Below are 17,394 nucleotides of genomic sequence, written 5' to 3'. Positions count from 1 at the left end.
TTGATTCCGGTCATCACGTCACTCATCAGCCACTCCTTGCGTTAGGTACACCTAAGTTAGGCTGGCTTCTGTGCGTACAGAGGACGACCGATACCCTCGATCGGACAACCCGGTGTCGCCCATCCTGTGCATCGATCGCGACACCGCCCGGGACGACGAGGTGCTGCATCTGCACGCGCACCCCGAACCGATGCTCACGTGGAGTTCGACCGCGACGCTGAGGGGGACCGTCGCTCACCGCGACTGGCTGATCCCGCCCGGCTACGGGCTCTGGGTACCCGGCGGCATCGAGCACTCAGGCTCCGTACTGCACGCGGGCGAAATGCTGACCATCACCTTCTCCCCCGACCGCTGCCCCATCACCTGGGCCGAACCGACCTGCTTCACCGTCGGTTCGCTGCTGGGCGAGATCATCACCCACTTGCACCGAATCACGCCCGACGACCGCAGCCGTCCGGGCGCCGAGGCACTCATGTTGCAGCTGCTCACCCCCCTGCCCGCGCATCACATCCATGTGACGATGCCCGCCGACCCGCGAATCCGTGTGATCGCGGAACGGCTCATCGCCCGCCCCGCCGACCAGCGTGAACTCGCCGTATGGGCCGATCAGATCCATACCAGCGTCCGTACCCTGTCCCGGCTGTTCCGCGCCGAGACAGGGCTCAGCTTCATCACCTGGCGCACCCACGTCCGCATCCGCGCCGCCGTCCCGATGCTGGCCGAAGGCACCTCGGTCAACGCCACCGCCCGAGCGGTCGGCTACCGCAAACCCAGCGCGTTCATCGCCGCGTTCCGCCGGGTCACCGGCCAAACGCCCGGCACCTATCTCCCCTGATCCCGAACCGATTCACCGGTGTGTGAAGTCCCGTGGCCGCTTGTCGACGAAGGCCGCCATGCCCTCCTTCTGGTCGGCGGTGGCGGGGACGATCCGGGAGACGAGACCGGCGCGTTCGGTTTCGGCGGCGTCCATGGTGCGGCCGGTCAGGCACATCTCCATGGCCCTGGCCTTACCGACGGCGCGGGTCAGGCGCTGGGAGCCGCCGATGCCGGGGATGACGCCGAGCTTGATCTCGGGCTGCCCGAAGACGGCGGTATCGGCGGCGAGCAGGATGTCGCAGAGCATGGCCAGCTCGCAGCCGCCGCCGAGCGCGTACCCGGAGACCGCGGCGAGGGTCGGCGTGCGCAGGGCGCCGAGCCGGTCCCACGCGTCCGGCTCCGCCGCGGCCGGTCATGCCGTGCGCCGAGCGCTGTCGAGTTGCTCCAGCCTCCGGAAGCGGCTCGCGTGGAAAACGAGCGGCGGCACCGAGTGGTCGGCGTCCAGGCCGTGGATGCGCAGCAGAACGATGTCGTGGTCGCCGGCCGGTATACGCCGCTCGACGCTGGTGTCGAACCAGGCGCCCGCGCCGTCCAGGACCACGGCGCCGTCCTCGGTGGCGTGCCAGTCGAGGCCGGCGAACCGGTCGCTGCCGCGGGAGGCCAACTGGGCGCAGGCACGCTCCTGTTCCGCGCCCAGTACGGTGACGCCGAGGCGGGCGCGGCCGGCGAGCAGCGGCCAGGTGGTCGAGGTGTGGGCCACGCAGACCGACAGCAGCGGCGGATCGAGCGAGACCGAGGTGAACGAGCTGGCGGCCAGGCCGACCGGCCTGCCGTCCACGAGCGCGGCTATGGCGGTCACGCCGCTCGGGAAGGCGCCGAAGACCCGCCGCAATTCCGTTGGGGACAACAACTGCTGGGCCGGCCGGACGGGCCCGTCGGCGCCGGCCGCGCGGAGGTCCTGGGTGGATCGGGACATGGGTGTACCGCTTCCTGGTCTGGTTCCTGACATTCCTGATGCGACAGGGCGTCACATGGGCGGCGGCGGACCGGAATCGCCGGACGCGTCCGGACGCGGCGGCTCGGGCCCGTGGCCCGCTCGCCGCCGCCCGGCCGTGTCTAGAAGAAGCCGCTCGGTGGCAGCGGTGTGCCGTTGACGGCGTGGTCCCCGATCGCCTGCGCCTTGTAGGCGCCGGGATTGTGGGAGGCCAGGGTGCGGATGTTGCGCCAGTGCCGGTCCAGCCCCGCGCCGCGTGCGGTCGCCGAGGCGCCCCCGACGTCGAACACCGCCGAGGCTGCCTGGAGGCCCAGTCGATCCACGACGATCTTGGCGCGTGAGGCGTGCAGCGACGCTTCGTGGGCCAGTTCCTCGCCCGGGTGCTCGGCGTGGGCGTCGAGCGCGTCCGCGGCGGCGAGCACGGTGGCCTGTGCGGCGTACGCGGCGCTGTCGATCTGCCCGATCGTGAGCTGGAGCAGCGGGTCGTCGGCCGGGCTGTCCGCGTGTGCGTGCGCGTACGTACGGCGGCGGGAGCGCAGGACGGCGGCGCCGTCGGCGACGATGCCGCGCAGGATTCCGGCGACGACCGCGGTCAGGTAGAGCTGGCTCAGGGCACCCCGATGCGGTGTGCGGGGTGCGTCGGCGGCGCGTCGCGAGAGGACTTCGTCGGCCTCGACGCGGACCCGTTCCAGACGTGTCGTGCCGGTCCCGGTCAGCCGCTGGCCGATGCCGTCCCAGTCGTCGTCACGGTGCACGCCGGTCCGGTCGCCGGGGACGGCCACCGTCACGACGTCGCCTTCCGGGGTGACGGCGGGGACGGTGATCCAGTCGGCGTACAGCGAGCCGGTGCTGTAGAACTTCGTGCCGTTGAGCCGGTATCCCGACCCGTCGGGCGTGAGCGTCGTGCGGAACTGCTGCGCACCGACCGTGCCGCTGCTCAGTTCGGTCGCCGCGCTGCCGAAGACGGTGCCGCGCGCGGCCTCGCCCAGCCAGCGGCGGGCCGTCACTGTGCCGGGGTCGCGTAGCAGGCCGTCGACGAACGCGTAGTGGTTGCGCAGCGCGTGCGCCACGTTGGGGTCGGCCTCGCCGAGGCGGATCACGAAGGTCAGCAAGGACCGCACGCTCCACCCCGCGCCGCCGAGCGGCCTGGGCACGCGCACCGCGCCGACGCGAGCCGCCTTCAGCGCGGCGATCTCCGTGAACGGGTGTGTCCGCTCCTGGTCCCGCCGGGCCGCTCCCTCGGCGATCCGGGCGAGGAGTGGGGCGAGTACGGCGTCGCCGACGTCCGGCGGAGCGGGGGCGGGTCCCATGTCCGTGCTCGTGGAGGTGGCCGGTGGGTGTGTCATCGCGGCGCCTTCCGACTGGTGTCGTGGGGCTCGGGTACCGGGAGCCCGTAGTGATCGCGCAAGGTCGTTCCCTCGTAGTCGGTGCGGAAGAGTCCGCGGCGGCGCAGGATCGGTATGACGTGGTCGACGAAGTCCTCGAGTCCTTCGGGGAAGACCGGCGGCATGATGTTGAAGCCGTCCGCCGCGCCCCGCAGGTACCAGTCCTCGATGACATCGGCGACCTGCTCGGGGGTGCCGGTCACTTCCAGGTGCGCCCGGCCCGCCGCGTAACGGACGACGAGTTCCCCGACCGTGAACCGCGCTCCGCCGAGAAGCTCCTGGACGAGCGCCGAGCGGCTGCCCCGCTCGCCGGCGCCGTCGGGCAGGTCGCCGGGGAGCAGGGTCCGGTCGAGGTCGGCCTCGGTGAGCGGGATGCCGAGCAGCCGGGAGACCGCCGGGAGGATGGAGCCGGGCACCACCGCTTCGTCGAGCCGCCGTTTGGCGGCACGTGCCTCGGCCTCCGTACCGCCGAGGACCGGCACCAGGCCCGGCAGGATCAGGACACCGCGCGGATCCCGCCCGGCGGCGGCGACTTCGGCGCGCAGCCGGTCCGCGAACGCCTCGGCGCCCTCGGCATTGAGCCGGGCGGTGAAGACGGCTTCCGCGTACCGACCGGCGAAGGCGATCCCGTCGGCCGAGGAACCGGCCTGTACGAGGACGGGGTGTCCCTGCGGCGGCCGGGGCACATTGAGCGGTCCGGCGACGCGGAAGCGCGCGCCGACGTGGTCGATGGCACGGATCCGGTCCGCGTCCGCGAAACGGCCGCGAACCCGGTCGGCGAGGACCGCGTCGACCGGCCAGCTCCCCCACAGGGCGAGAGCGACCTCCAGGAACTCCGCCGCACGCTCGTAGCGCGTCGCATGGTCCGGATGGCCGTCGAGCCCGAAGTTCCGGGCGGCGTGGGCGGATGAGGTCGTGACGATGTTCCAGCCCGACCGGCCGCCGGTCACATGGTCGAGACTGGCCAGTCTGCGCGCCAGTTCGTACGGCTCGGTGTACGTCGTCGACGCCGTCGCGATGAGGCCGATGTTCGACGTGCTCGCCCCGAGGTCGGAGAGCAGAACCGTCGGATCGAGCCTGGCCAGCGGGCGGTGGGCCAGCTCGGAGTGGTCCGAGCCGTAGGCCGCCGGGCTGTCGCCGAAGAAGACCGCGTCCATCCGCCCGCGCTCGGCGACGCGGGCGAGGTGCCGGTAGTGCGCGACGTCCCAGCCCGCGTGCGGCCCGGCGCGGCCGACCCGCCAGGCCGCCTCATGGTGCCCGACGAACTGCAGGAAGGCGTTCAGGTGCAGACCGCGGGTGCCGCGGGTCCCCCTGCTGGTCGCGCTCACCGTCCGCCGCCGTCGTGCCAGGGCGCGACCGCGCGTGCGACCTCGTCGTGGTCGAGGCCGAGCACTTCCTCGCGCAGGACGGTGACGCCGTCGAACCGTACGAGGCCGCTGTCGTCGGTGGAGATGCCGTGCCGGTAGGTCGGCACGGCGGCCACCGGGCGCACCGGGTCCGTGGCGGGCAGCGGGACGAGGATCACGTCGACGGCTCCGGGGGCGGGGCGCGGCCCGATCGTGCCGGTGGCCAGCAGGTCGCCGTTCCCCTCGGGCTCCCTCCAGTCGAGCCGTGCGGCCGGGGCAGCGCCGACCAGCAGGCCGCGGCCCACGTCCCCGGCCAGCCGGCGGACGTCGGCGTGCACGGTCCGGCCGGGCGTGTCGAGGGCGAGACGGGACACGGCGAAGTGCTCACCGATCAGCCGCCCGAGTTCGGGATGGAGGGCCGAGAGCGCGTCGGCCACCGCATCGGGTTCGAGGCCGCGCACCGCGGACCCGCGTGCCGCGTCGACCACGAGCGAGGTGATCCTGGCCTGTTGGAGGATGTCGAGCGCCTCCCGCAGGAGTGCGGTCCCGCTGTCGAGTGCCGGGACCGCGCCGGGCGCCAGGATCTCGGCCACCGACTGCAGCGTGGGATCGGCGAACACGGCGTCGCCCCGTGCGGGATCGGCGCGACCGGGTCCGGTGGGTACGGAGTGCACACCGGTCGGCACGGTGGCGGTCATCGGGCACCTCTCACGAAGGGGAAGGAGCGCAGTGGCCTGGGCGGCACGATGTAGGTGGCCCTGCGGGTGACATTCATGAAGGCATTGATGCCGTTGCGGTGGCGGACTCCGACGCGGGCGTTCCTGGCGGCGGCGTCGGCGCCGTTCATGATCGCCCGGGTGTTGTTGAAGTCCCGCAACTCCCTTTGCAGGGACACGAAGTGCGTGCCGGGGACGCCGCCGTCGAGCGTCGCGAAGTCCCGGCGGTTGATCAGCGGTACGTCGCCGACGCGGGCGCGGGCCGCCGCCTGCGCGTGGCCGATGACGCCGTGCTCGGCGAGGGTCTGGTCGGCGCGGTCGTAGTCGCTGCGGGCGTCGTCGTGGAAGGCGTCGGCCTCGGCGGCGCGGACCGTCGGCGCGTACAGCAGCGCGCTCTGCTCGTCGCGCGGGCGGGTGTGCCACTGGGCGACGTTCAGCTCGATCCTGCTGACGTGGGCGGTGGTACCGCCGGTGTAGGGGCCTTCGGCGATGGTGATGTTCGGCTCGGGGGCCTGGCTGCCCCTGAGTACCGAGCGGAAGCCGAGCAGCAGCGGGGACTGTTCGGGAATGTCGAGTTCGGCGAGCCGCTCGCGCGGCAGCCCCTCCCCCACGAAGCCGGTCCGGGTCTCGGCCAGTTGGAGGTGCTCCCGCACGTCGAGGTCGGAGTCCGAGAACAGTCCCGCCGCGATCTCCTCGACGATCTCCTCGCGGTCGCCGGCGAGATGGAGGAAGCCGTCGAAGTCGTCGATGGCCGGGTCCTCCCAACGTGCCATCTTCACGGCGCGGTTGACCGGCGGAGTCCGGTCGGTGTGCCGCTCGAACCAGCCCGGCGACCAGCCGACGAGGAAGAGCAGTCCCTCGGGCCCCCATGGGTGGCGCCGGTCGATCCGGCGGAGCACGGCCTCCAGCCGTGCCGCGCCGGCCGCACCGGGGGTGGCGGTGGCGTTCACGAACAGCAGCCGGTGGAATTTCGGCGGCAGCGGCCGTCCGAGGTCGTCGTGCCGGAAGGTGGACTCCCAGGCGTGCTGGGAGTCGGTGAGCGCCGGCGCGGTGGTCATCGGGCCCCCGCGAACTCGGCGTCGGGCAGCAGGCCGGCGAAGAACCCGCCGGTGTCCGCGACCGGCTGCGTCACCGGGACGTTGTGGATCGCGGCGGTCAGCCCGCGCGCGGTATGCGGCGATTCGAGGGCGGTGAGTACCACAGCCGCGATGTCGCTGGAGGTGACGAGCCCGTCGGCGAGCGGGTCCTGACTGAGGCGTACCGCGTACGACCCGGGCGGATCCTGCGAGAGCCAGGTGGGACGCAGGATCGTCCAGCCGGAGGCCCCGGCGCGCAGTGCGTGCTCGAAGTCGCGCAGCGCCCAGGTGCCGGGCTTGCCGTTGGGGTGGTTGCGGCCGTGGCCGACCAGGAAGTGGCTGACCAGCACGATGTGCGCGGTCGGAGCCGCGGCCTGTATCAGCGGCAGCAGGGCCGCGGCCAGGTCGCGGCCGGCGGTCGCAGTGTCCGGCTGCGGTGTCGACTGCGGCGCGATGACCACGCCGTCGGCGCCGGCCAGCGCATCGGTGACGGGCCCGGCCGCTGCCGGGCCCGGCTCCAGCCGGGTCAGCCGGTGGCCGCGCTCGGCGGCGGCGGAGCGGACGGCGTCCGCGGAATTCCACGGCCTGGTGTCGATGATCGCGCCGCCCGGCTGGGGGCCGCGCAGGAGAGGAGTGAGTTCGAGCAGTCGCATCGGGGGCTCCGGAAAAGGTCGGGTGGTGGCCCAGGAGGTCCTGGGCCAGGTCGGTGAACGGCCGTACGGGGTCGGCTACTTGGCCCAGCCGATCTCGTAGGCGAGGTCGAGGTCGTCGGCGCGCGGGGTGTAGGAGAGGTCCTTGGCCGCGGCGAAGGTCTGGGGCTGCTGCCACAGGTCGATGGCCCGGAAGGTGCTGGTGATCCGGTCGGTCGCCGCCTTGACGTATGTCGCCCGCTCGTCGAGCGTCGAGGCGGTCCACGCCTTGACGATGTCGTCGTCCAGGGTCTTGTCCTGCGGGCCGCGCAGGTTGGAGGTCGGGAAGATGACCGAGGACTCGTAGTGGGTGAGAACTTCGGCACTGGAGTTCGACGGTGACGCCTCGCCGTTGTACGTCAGGGCCGCCGCGGTCGCGTCGGTCGCCTTCTTGTCGCTCCACTGGGCGATCGGCAGCACCTCGACCTTGGCGTCGAACCCGACGGCGTTCAGCTCGTCGGCGATCACCTCGGAGGTGCGCTGGCTGCCCGCGTACTGGTAGGCGGCCAGGGAGATCTGCACCTTGGTGCCGACCGCGCCCGCGTCCTTCAGCAGTTGCTCGGCCTTCTGCGGGTCGTACGGCCAGGGCGTCAGGTCCTTCTGGTAGCCGTTGTACGTCGGCGAGAACAGCTGCCGGTTGGCGGGGACCGTGTAGCCCTTGAGCACTGTCTTGGTGATGGTGGCGCGGTCGATCGCGATGGTCGCGGCCTCCCGCACGCGGACGTCGTCCCACGGCTTCTTGCTGGTGTTGATCGACAGGTAGTGGATCCGCAGGCCGGGTACTCCGCCGACGGTGTATTTGCCGGTGGCCCTGATCTGTTCGAGCTGGCTGGGGTCGAGGCCGGGCACGACGTCGATGGAACCGCCGAGCAGTCCGGAGATCAGCGACGACTGGTCGCTGAAGACCTGGTAGCGGACGCTCTTCAGAGCCGGCTTGGTGCCGTAGTAGACGGTGTTGGCGGTGAGCCCGACCGATCCATTGGGTTTGAACGAGGTCAGCCGGTAGGGGCCGGAGGCGTCGACCTCGGTGTTGGGATTGTGGGCCGCTGTCCACTTCTCCGGCAGGAACAGCCAACCGCTCACCAGCCCGGGGAAGTTGAGGTAGGTCTGCTTGCCGGTGGTGAAGGTGATCTCGGTGGGCGAGACGACCTTGACTTCGGTGACCGCGGAGACGATGCGCTGGGCGGCGGTGAGCTTCGCGTCCTTCTTGGCCCGCTCGAAATTCCAGGCGACGGTGCTGGCGTCGAGCGCCTCGCCGTCCTGGAACTTCGCGCCGGGGCGCAGCGTGAACGTCCAGGCGTCGGGCCCGTCCTGTCTCCAGGAGGTGGCGAGGTCACCGACGAGTTTCCCGGTGCGGTCGAACTGGGTCAGTGAGGAGTAGAACTCCCGGACCAGGGTCAGGCTGTTCTTGCTTCCCGAGGCAAGACCGGGGTCGAGGCTGGTGACGTCGGCGGGCACGGCGATGACGACGGTGCGCTGCTTGCCACCGGTCGCGCCGGTGGTGCTGGAGCCGCCGCAGGCGGCCATGCTCACGGCGAGGGCCGGTGCGATCAGGACAACGGCGGTCCGGCGGCGGAGAACCCGGCGGCGGAACGGGGAACGGGGACGTGACACGGGTGGTGCTCCTTGGCCTGTGCGGAGAGGGACTGTGCGGAGAGGGACTGTGCGGAGAGGCGACCGGGACGCGTGTCGGGGTCAGCCGGAGGACGGGACGGCGCGACGGCGCAGCGCGGGATCGGTCAGCGACGGCGGCACATGCCCGTCGTCGGTCGGGTTGACCGTGGTGCCGGGCGGCACGATCGCGTCGATCCGGTCGAGCACGTCGGTGGTGAGCACGGCCTGCGGCGCGTCGAGGGCGGACTTGAGGTGATCGACGGTGCGCGGGCCGATGATGGCGCTGGTGATCGCCGGGTGCTGGAGCACGAAGGCGATCGAGAGGTGGATCAGCGACAGGCCGGCCTCGTCGGCGAGCCGGGTGAGCTCCCGTACCGCGGCGGCCTTGTCCTGGTTGGCCGCGTTCGAGGGGTCGGCGCGGTGCGGCTGGCGGGCGAGCCGCCGGGACCACTCGGGGCCTCCGGCGTCGGGGTACTTCCCCGAGAGCCAGCCGGCGGCGAGCGGGCTCCACGGCAGGACGGCGATGCGGTGCTCGCGCGCGACAGGCAGCACCGCACGCTCGATGCCGCGCACCAGGATCGAGTACGGCGGCTGCTCCGTCACAGGCCGGTTCAGGCGCCGGTCCGCGGCGGCCCACTGGGCCTCGACCAGTTCGTGGGCCTGGAAGGTGGAGGTGCCGAAGTAGCGGATCTTTCCGGCACGCACCAGGTCGGTGAGCGCGTCGACGGTCTCGGCGATGTCGGTGTCGGGATCGGGGCGGTGGGCCTGGTAGAGGTCGATCCAGTCGGTGCCCAGGCGCTTGAGGCTGGCGTCCACGGCGTGGAAGATCCAGCGGCGCGAGTTGCCGCGGCGGTTGGGGTCGTCGCCGTTGGGCCGGTTGAACTTGGTCGCCACGACGATGTCGTCGCGGCCCCGCTCCCGGAGCACTTCGCCGACGACTTCCTCGGACTCGCCCGCGTGGTAGGAGTCAGAGGTGTCGATGATGTTGATGCCGGCGTCGAGGGCGGCGTGCAGCACGGCCTTGCTGTCCTCGTACTGCTGGGGCGTCTTCTTGCCGAAGTTGAGGGCGCCGAGTGTCAGAGGACTGACGCGGACGCCGGTGGTGCCGAGCTGTCGGTGGGTCATGCCGTTTCCTGATCTGTCGTGGGCTTCACGAGTGCTGGGCGGAGGTGTGCCGGGAAGGCAGCGATCACCACAGCGCCGGGAACTCGACGGCGGGATCGACGAGGTACTCGCCGAGGACGCGCGCCTTGGTGGCGGCCGGATTGTGGGTGGAGACGGTGCGCAGATTCCGCCAGTGGCGGTCGAGGTTGTACAGCCGCCGGGTCGCCGAGGCGCCGCCAAGGTCGAAGATCGCGTTCGCGGCCCGCGGTCCCACGTCGTCCAGGACGACCTTGGCCTTCGCCGTCCGCAGAGCGAATTCGCGTGCCAGGTACGGGTCGTGCGCACCGGAGACAAGTGCGTCCGTCGCGTCGTCCAGCGCCCTGGCGGCGGACTGGACCAGCGCCTCGGCCGCTTCGGCCCACACCGCGAGGCCGCCCAGCACACGGTGCAGTTGCGGATCGTCGACCGGCGAGGTGGCCGCGGCGTTCGAGAAGGTGCGGGTGCGTCGATGGAGCAGGGCCCGGCCGTCGGTGACGACCGCCCGCAGAATGCCGGTCTGGATGGCCAGGATGTATATCTGGCCCAGCACGAAGTACCTGACCGCCTCCCCCGACGCGGGCCCGCCCGCGATGATCTCGTCCGGCCGCACCTCGACATCGGTGAACTCGGTGGTCCCGGAGCCGGTGAGCACCTGGCCGAACCCGTCCCAGTCGCCGACCCGGTGGACGCCGGCGCGGGTGACCGGGACGACGGCGAGCACGGCGCCGTCGCGGTGGCTCGCGGAGACGGCCAGCCGGTCGACGTAGGGACTGCCGGTGCTGTAGAACTTCCGTCCCCGCAGGCGTGGTCCCGCGGCGGTGTCGACCAGTTCGGTGCTGTGGCGGGCCCCGGCGCCGACGACGGTGGCCGTCAGCTCGCCCGCGAGGTTCGCGAAGAGCACTCCGGCGGCGGCCTCGCGGAGCCAGCGCTCGCGCTCGGCCGAGCGGGTGGAGCGCAACCGTGCCTCGACGAACGCGAAGTGGGTGCGGACGATATGCGCGAGGTTGGGATTGCGCTCGGCGATGTCGGCGACGATCACCAGCAGCTCGGGCAGAGTGCCGCCCGAGCCGCCGTACTCGCGCGGCACACGGAAGCCGCCGAGACCGGACCCGCGCAGCAGCTGCACCAGATCGGTGAAGCCCTCCGCCTGTTCCTCCCGGCCCCGGGACCGTTCGGCGATCTCGCCCAGCAGGTCGGCGTAGGCGGTCGAGCCGTACTCCACGGGCACGTTGCCGACCGGGCGGGGCGCGCGCCGCGTCGTATCGGCGTTCGGCCGGGCGTGCGCGATCTCCGCGCCGAGCACGCGCTGTGCTGTTGCGACCGGGGTGGGAGTACGCAGCCGGCGCAGGTCGGCGAGCAGGCGGGCGGCTGCGACCGGTCGCGGCGGCAGGGCACCGATCGCAGGCGAGTGGTCGACGATGGTCGCCGCCACGACGGCCGCGCTCTCGACCGAAGCGCTTGCGGCCCTGCGGCGGCCGGGATGTCCGTAGGCTCCCTCGACCCGCTGCGCCGCCTGAAGCAGCGTGCCGGCGGCCGCCCAGTAGTGGCTTTCCCGGCGTCCGAGTGCCTCCAGGGCCAGCGGCTCGTCCTCGGGCGTGATGGCCTCGCGGGCCCGGCCGAAGTCCGCCGCGGCCTCCCGGGAGGCCGCCAGAGCGATGCCCGTGAGGACGGCCGCGTCCCCCAACCGGTCGAGCAGCAGGGGCAGTTCCGGCCATCGCGGCGACGGCCGCTCCGGCTCCGTCTGCCGCAGCCTGGCGATTGCGTGCAGGGCCGCGGGGACGTCCACGCTCGCGATCGACGCCAGTACCGGCACGACGTCGGCGAGCGCAGCGTCCGCGCGCAGGCCGACGAGCCGGTCGGCCAGTGCGATGACGGCGTCGGAGCGGCCCGCGTCCGCGGACGGCCGCTCCGCCAGCTCGTGGAGCGCCCCGACGATGCCGTCGACCGGTGTTGTACGGGCGCTGTAGGTCTCGCCGACGCGGTTGACGGATCCGGCGCCGTCTCCAACGGTGACGGTGTCGGCCCGAGACCCGGTGGCCACCGGGGACTGTGTGGGCGCGCTGTGCGTCCCGGCGGAGAGGGCCGTCATCGGGACCACTCCGGGTTGCGCAGTCCCAGGTGGCTGCGGAGGGTGGTGCCCTCGTATTCGGTTCTGAACAGGCCGCGTTCCTGGAGCAGGGGGACGACTTCGGCCACGAAGAGCGGCAGACCCTCGTCCACGACGTCGAACATCAGGTTGAACCCGTCGATGTCGCCGGTCTTGAACCATGTCTCGAAGGTGTCGGCGACCCTCTCCGGGGAGCCGATCAGGGAGTGGTGTCCCGCTCCTCCGGCGATGATCTCGCGGACGGTGCGGCCGGAGCGGGCGGCGGCGAGGGTGGAGAGCAGGAAGCCCTCGGAGTTGCTCCGGGCCTGTGCCTCGAAGTCGACGTGGCGCAGCGGCACGGGTTCGTCGAGTTCCAGCAGTTCCGGATCGATGCCCAGGCGGCCGGCGAGGAAGGCCACCTTCTTGGTGATGTCGCCCAGGGCGTCCAGCTCCTCCCGTCGCCGTACGGCCTCCGCGTCGGTCGAGGCGAGGCCGAGAGCGACACCGGGCAGTACGAGCACCGGTGGCCGGCGTCGGCCCGCGCGCGTGGCCGCGGCGCGCAGTTTGGCCGCGTAGTCCGAGGCCACTGTCACCTCGCTGGTCGCGGCGAAGACCGCGTCGGCGTAGCGGGTGGCCAGCTCGATGCCTTCGGGAGAGGCTCCGGCCTGGACGAGTACGGGGTGGCCCTGCGGTGAACTCGGCACCGTGGAGCCGCCCTGGACGGCGAAGTGCGCGCCGGTGAAGTCGACGGTCCTGACCCGCGTCGGGTCGGCAAACACACCGGTGTCCTTGTCCGCGACCACGGCGTCCGGCGCCCAGGTCTGCCACAGCCGGAGTACGACGTCCACGAACTCGTCGGCCCGCGCGTACCGTTCGGCCTTCTCGGGCATCCGGTCGAGCCCGTGGCTCAGCCCGACCTCGGGTGTGTGGTTGGTGACGATGTTCCAGCCCGCGCGTCCGTGCGAGATGCGGTCCAGCGTCAGGAACGCCCGCGCCAGTTCGTACGGGTGGTGCCAGGTGGTGGAGACGGTGGCGACCAGTCCGATCCGCTCGGTGTCGCGCGCGACCGCGCCGAGCACGGTGACCGGGTCGAAGCTCTGTCCCGGCGGCTGGGTGGCGTAGTCGCCGGCCAGCCGGGGGACGTCGGCGAGGAAGAAGGCGTCGAAGAGTCCGCGCTCGGCGAGCCGGGCGGTCCGCGAGAAGAATTCGACCGAGTAGGAGGAGGTCGGATCGACCGTCGGACGTCGCCAGGCGCCGTTGTGTCCTCCGACGCCTGTGACGTTGATGCCGAGGTGCAGTCGGCGGGGTGGGGTCATGGGATGGGGCTCCTGGAATCTCCTGGAACGGGGGCCGGTGTCGCTCGTCATGAGGTGACGTCCACGGCCGCGGAGGGAAGGGGATCGGGCTCGGGTCCGTGCGGCGGCCGACGCAGGCCGCTGGTGAGCTGCCGGGTGAAGTCGGCCCGGGGATTGCGCAGCACGTCGTCCACGGGGCCGTGCTCGACGATCCGGCCGTCCTGCATGACCGCGACGCGGTCGCACAGGTAGCCGATGACGCCCAGGTCGTGGGAGATCACCAGGAACGCCGTGCCGCTCTTGCGGTTCAGCTCGACGATGAGGTCGAGGATCTTCCGCTGGACGGTGACGTCGAGCGCGGAGACCGGCTCATCGGCGATGATGAGGCGCGGTTGTTTGACGAGCGCCCGCGCGATGCCGACGCGCTGCCGCTCGCCACCGGAGAGCTGGTGCGGGCGCCGGTCGGTGAAGTCGGGGTCGAGGCCGACCTCCGTCAGGACGCGGCGGGCCCGTTCCCGTTCGTCGTCCGTGCTCGGCCGCCGGCCGCCGAGCAGCGGCTCGAGGACGCACTGACCCACCGTGTACCGGGGGTTGAGCGCCGAGTAGCTGTCCTGGAAGACGAACTGGACCTTGTTACGCCACTGGGCGCGGGCGTCCCGGCCGCCGCCGCGGACCGGCACGCCGTCGTACCGGACCTCACCCCGGTCGGGTTCGACCAGGCCGATGGCGATCCGGGCGGTGGTCGTCTTTCCCGAGCCCGACTCCCCCACCAGACCGACGATCTCGCCAGGGCGTACCGCGAGCGACACCTCGTCCACCGCCCACGTCTGTGTCCGGTCGCCGCGCCGCCGGGCCCGGCCGAAGGACTTGCTGACGTCGGTCAGTTCCAGGACCGGTGTGTCCTTGCCGCCGAAGTCACGGTGCCCCGCGGTGTGCCGGTCGCGCCGGCTCGTGAGCGCGGCGGGCGTCGATGCGAGCAGTTCCCGGGTGTACGGGGCTGTGGGCGCGGTCACGACGGCGGCCGTTGTGCCGCTCTCCACGATCTCGCCCGCCCGCATCACGGCCACGTGGTCGCACCTGTCGCGCACGACGTCCAGGTCGTGCGAGACGAGTACGACGGTGAGCGCGTTGGAGGTCCGCAGTTCGTCGAGCAGATCGAGCACTTGCGTCTGGGTCGTCGCGTCCAGTGCGGTGGTCGGCTCGTCGGCAATGAGGATGGACGGATTCCGGGCGAGCGACATCGCGATCGCCACCCGCTGTGCGATGCCGCCCGACAGTTCGTGGGGGTACTGGCGCAGCCGCTCGGCGGCGGCCGGGACCCGGACAGAGTCCAGCAGTTCGAGGACACGCCGAGCGTCGGTGGTCCTGCCGCGCGAGCGCCCGGACGGCAGCGCCTCACGCAGTTGCGCGAAGACCGTCATCCGCGGGTTGAGCGAGGTCATCGGGTTCTGGAAGACGACGCCCACCGACCGCTGATGCAATTCTCGCCACCGGTCGGCGGAGGCGTTGGCGTACTCCTCGCCGAGGACCCGGATCGAGCCGCCGCTCACCGCCGCGGCGGAGGGCAGCAGACCGGCGAGGGCTCGCGTCGTCAGCGTCTTCCCCGAGCCGGACTCGCCGACGATCCCGAAGGACGCACCCGATCGGACGGTGAAGGAGATGTCGTGGAGGACGGTGCGGGGCCCGCCGGCGAAGTGGCCGCGGACATCGACGCGCAGGTCGCGGACGACGATGGCCTCGTCGGTCGCGCTATGGCCGCGGGCGCGGTCGTCCGCGGGCGCGCTGTCCGTGATCGTGTCATTGGTCAACTCGGTTCACCGCCGCAGGCTTTGGAGGGAAAGGGACTTGGCGAGCCCGTCGCCGTAGAGCTGGACGGCGAGCAGCAGCAGGAAGAGTCCGATCCCGGGGAACACCGAGATCCACCAGGCCGAGACGATGAGCGTGCGGCCGTCGCTGATCATGAAGCCCCAGTCGGGTGTCGGCGGCTGCACACCGAGGCCGAGGAAGCTCAGGCTCGCCTCGGTGAGCACGGCCATGACGAAGTTGGATGTGGCTGTGACGGCCAGGCTCGGCAGGACTGCGGGCAGGATGTGCCGCCGGAGGATGGTGAGTTGGCCCAGCCCTACGGTCCGCGCCGCCTCGACGTAGGCACGGTTGCGAGTGCCGATCGTCAGGGTGCGGACCACCCGGTAGTGCAGGGGCCACGACTCCAGGGCGATGACGACGACCACGTTGCGCAGCCCGCCGCCGAGGAAGGTGAGGATGAAGATCGCGAGGACGACTCCGGGCACCGACAGCTGCATGTCGGCCACCCGGCTCAGTACGGCGTCGGCCAGGCCGCCGCGGTAGCCCGCCATGAGGCCGAGCAGAACGCCGACGGTCAGGGCCACCGCGACGGCCGCGATTCCGATGAGCGCCGGCGGACGGCCGCCGTACAGCACCCGGCTGAGGACGTCGCGGCCGAGGCTGTCCGTACCCAGCCGGTGCCCGCCGCCGGGCGGGAGGGAGATGGCGTCCAAATGCTGCTCGTACGGGGACTGCGGTGCCAGCAGGGGCGCGACGACGGCGAGCAGCAGCACGATCACGAAGGGGCCGGCGATCAGCAGCATCCTGGTCGGCGTCCGGTGCGCGACGGGAACGCGCGACAGTTCCCGTTCGGCGAGCGCGGCGTCGGCGAGGGCGGTCTCGGTCATCGGTCACCGCCTCCGGTGGCCGAAGGGATCGACCAGCGCGGCGGCCAGGTCGGCGAGGACGGTGGCGACGACGAAGCCGATGGCGATGAACAGGACGGCGGTCAGGGCGACGGCGTAGTCACGGCCGTTGATCGAACTGACCAACAGCTGTCCCATTCCTGGCCAGTTGAAGATCACCTCCACGGTCACCGCACCGGCGACCACACCGCCGAGCTGGAGCCCGATCAGCGCGACCGCCGGGCCGAGGGCGTTCAGGGCGATGTGACGGAGTCTCACCTGAAGCGGGGAGATGCCCTTGGCGACAGCGGTGACCACATGGTCGTCGTCACGGACCTCGAGAATCTGGGCCCGGTAGATCCGGGTGATGCCGGGCACGATGCTGGCCGTGAGCACGAGGGTCGGCAGTACCGTCGCGCTGAACGAGCCGTAGCCCGCGGTCGGGAACCAGTGGAGCCGGACAGCGAGCAGTAGGACCGCGAGCAGGCCGAGATAGAAGGCGGGCACCGCCTGCCCGATCAGCGCCAGCACGATCGGGACGCGGCGCAGCGGCCGCCACCGTGCCTCGGCGGAAAGATAGCCGATCACCAGGCCGATGAGGTTTCCGAGCACGAAGGCCGAGCCCGCGAGCAGCAGGGTGGGGCCGATCGCGTCCCGTACGACGCCCAGTGACGAGGCGCCGTAGGTGACGGAGTCGGGGAAGTGACCGGTGAACGCTTTGCCGAAGAACAGCACGAACTGCTGCGCGATCGGCTGGTCGAAGCCGTAGGCGTGGGCGATCCGGTCGATCTCGTCCTGCGTCGCATCCGGCGGCGAGACCACGCGGGCCGGATTGCCGGTCAGGTGAAGGAGCAGGAAGACCACGGCCACGACGGCGACGACGGTGACCACACCTTGGGCGAGTCGCTGTGCGACGTAAAGCGGCGGGACAGGGGCGCGACGTGTACGCGGCCGGATGCCGCCGCCGTCGGGAGGGGCGAAGGGTGAAGGCACGGTTGATTCCTCGGGAGGCAGCCCGCCGCCGTTGGCGGCGGAAGTCGGTGCGGGAGTCGATGCGAGCGCGGGCGATCTCCGCCTGCTGCCCCGATGCGGCAGGCGTCGGCTCCATGGCATGAGGGAGGGAGCACGCGACGGTCACCGTCCCGCCGCGAGGGCGGGTACACGGGGGCTCGGCGGGCGTCCTGGGGCTTGCCGGGTGGCGACGGAATCGCGTCCGTCGGCATCATCCGGGCAGGAAGGCAGAGAAAAGGGGCACTTCACGGTGCCGCCCGCGGAGCGAGGCGGGCGGGAGAAGACCGATCAGCGGTACGGCTCGGGGCAGTGACGCCTCAGAGCACGACGGCGATCAAGGTCAGCCGCGACTACAGCAATAGTCGGCGGAGCGCATGAGGTCGATGGTCAGGCGGACGGTGAGCATCGGGCTGGTCGCCCGCGGCGCTTGCGCGTCGACACTCATGCGTACCTCCTTCACTCCGACCATGCGTATACGTTAGGGCCTCCAACGTATGCACGGCAAGAGTTTCCGGCCAACTCACCCCGACCGC

Annotated in this window: 14 protein-coding genes and 1 pseudogene; 1 reads left to right on the top strand and 14 read right to left on the bottom strand. The window is 71.7% G+C overall.

All coding sequences use genetic code 11. The features are described from left to right. Window positions 1–112 precede the first annotated feature (112 nt). Window positions 113–835, top strand: coding sequence for a helix-turn-helix transcriptional regulator (locus tag BM076_RS21625; protein WP_245796202.1), 723 nt, complete (start codon window positions 113–115; stop codon window positions 833–835). Between the two features lie 12 nt (window positions 836–847). On the opposite strand, the pseudogene BM076_RS21620 reads toward BM076_RS21625, so the two are convergent. The 14 genes and pseudogenes from BM076_RS21620 to BM076_RS21555 form a co-directional block, all read right to left on the bottom strand. After that, window positions 848–1,207 (bottom strand): annotated as a pseudogene (locus tag BM076_RS21620) (enoyl-CoA hydratase-related protein); the annotation flags it as partial. 21 nt (window positions 1,208–1,228) lie between these two features. After that, window positions 1,229–1,792 (bottom strand): flavin reductase family protein, encoded by a 564-nt coding sequence (locus BM076_RS21615; RefSeq protein ID WP_093715314.1) that lies wholly within the window; start codon window positions 1,790–1,792, stop codon window positions 1,229–1,231. Between the two features lie 140 nt (window positions 1,793–1,932). After that, window positions 1,933–3,156: an acyl-CoA dehydrogenase family protein gene (locus BM076_RS21610; protein ID WP_218160102.1), complete on the bottom strand. Its 1,224-nt coding sequence runs from the start codon at window positions 3,154–3,156 to the stop codon at window positions 1,933–1,935. Next, window positions 3,153–4,523: an LLM class flavin-dependent oxidoreductase gene (locus BM076_RS21605; protein WP_093715312.1), complete on the bottom strand. Its 1,371-nt coding sequence runs from the start codon at window positions 4,521–4,523 to the stop codon at window positions 3,153–3,155. Before BM076_RS21605 ends, BM076_RS21610 begins: the two co-directional genes overlap by 4 nt. Further along, complete coding sequence (locus tag BM076_RS21600) at window positions 4,520–5,239, bottom strand: hypothetical protein (protein WP_093715311.1); 720 nt, start codon at window positions 5,237–5,239, stop codon at window positions 4,520–4,522. Before BM076_RS21600 ends, BM076_RS21605 begins: the two co-directional genes overlap by 4 nt. After that, the gene (locus BM076_RS21595; RefSeq protein ID WP_093715310.1) at window positions 5,236–6,315 is read right to left on the bottom strand and encodes a DUF7405 family protein; all 1,080 of its coding nucleotides are present in this window, start codon (window positions 6,313–6,315) and stop codon (window positions 5,236–5,238) included. The genes BM076_RS21600 and BM076_RS21595 overlap by 4 nt, the downstream gene beginning before the upstream one ends. Beyond that, the gene (locus tag BM076_RS21590; protein ID WP_093715309.1) at window positions 6,312–6,986 is read right to left on the bottom strand and encodes an NAD(P)H-binding protein; all 675 of its coding nucleotides are present in this window, start codon (window positions 6,984–6,986) and stop codon (window positions 6,312–6,314) included. The genes BM076_RS21595 and BM076_RS21590 overlap by 4 nt, the downstream gene beginning before the upstream one ends. Window positions 6,987–7,061: 75 nt before the next feature. Further along, window positions 7,062–8,636, bottom strand: a complete 1,575-nt coding sequence (locus BM076_RS21585; protein WP_093715308.1) for an ABC transporter substrate-binding protein — start codon at window positions 8,634–8,636, stop codon at window positions 7,062–7,064. Between the two features lie 81 nt (window positions 8,637–8,717). Beyond that, the gene (locus BM076_RS21580; RefSeq protein ID WP_093715307.1) at window positions 8,718–9,761 is read right to left on the bottom strand and encodes an aldo/keto reductase; all 1,044 of its coding nucleotides are present in this window, start codon (window positions 9,759–9,761) and stop codon (window positions 8,718–8,720) included. A gap of 64 nt (window positions 9,762–9,825) precedes the next feature. Beyond that, complete coding sequence (locus BM076_RS21575) at window positions 9,826–11,820, bottom strand: acyl-CoA dehydrogenase family protein (protein ID WP_177246548.1); 1,995 nt, start codon at window positions 11,818–11,820, stop codon at window positions 9,826–9,828. A 44-nt stretch (window positions 11,821–11,864) separates the two neighbouring features. Further along, the gene (locus tag BM076_RS21570) at window positions 11,865–13,181 is read right to left on the bottom strand and encodes an NtaA/DmoA family FMN-dependent monooxygenase (RefSeq protein ID WP_177246547.1); all 1,317 of its coding nucleotides are present in this window, start codon (window positions 13,179–13,181) and stop codon (window positions 11,865–11,867) included. 47 nt (window positions 13,182–13,228) lie between these two features. Continuing rightward, window positions 13,229–14,968, bottom strand: a complete 1,740-nt coding sequence (locus BM076_RS38200) for a dipeptide ABC transporter ATP-binding protein (RefSeq protein WP_093715304.1) — start codon at window positions 14,966–14,968, stop codon at window positions 13,229–13,231. A gap of 6 nt (window positions 14,969–14,974) precedes the next feature. Continuing rightward, window positions 14,975–15,853 carry an ABC transporter permease gene (locus BM076_RS21560; RefSeq protein ID WP_093715303.1) on the bottom strand — a complete coding sequence of 293 codons (879 nt, stop codon included), beginning with the start codon at window positions 15,851–15,853 and terminating at the stop codon, window positions 14,975–14,977. 3 nt (window positions 15,854–15,856) lie between these two features. Further along, a complete protein-coding gene (locus tag BM076_RS21555; protein ID WP_093715302.1) occupies window positions 15,857–16,963 on the bottom strand; it encodes an ABC transporter permease in 1,107 nt (368 codons plus the stop codon). Between the last annotated feature and the right edge of the window lie 431 nt (window positions 16,964–17,394).

The organism is Actinacidiphila alni (genome assembly GCF_900112845.1).
Lineage (GTDB): Bacteria > Actinomycetota > Actinomycetes > Streptomycetales > Streptomycetaceae > Actinacidiphila > Actinacidiphila alni.
Note: the sequence above shows the minus strand (reverse complement) of the source record. Positions and strands in the feature narration are given on the sequence as shown.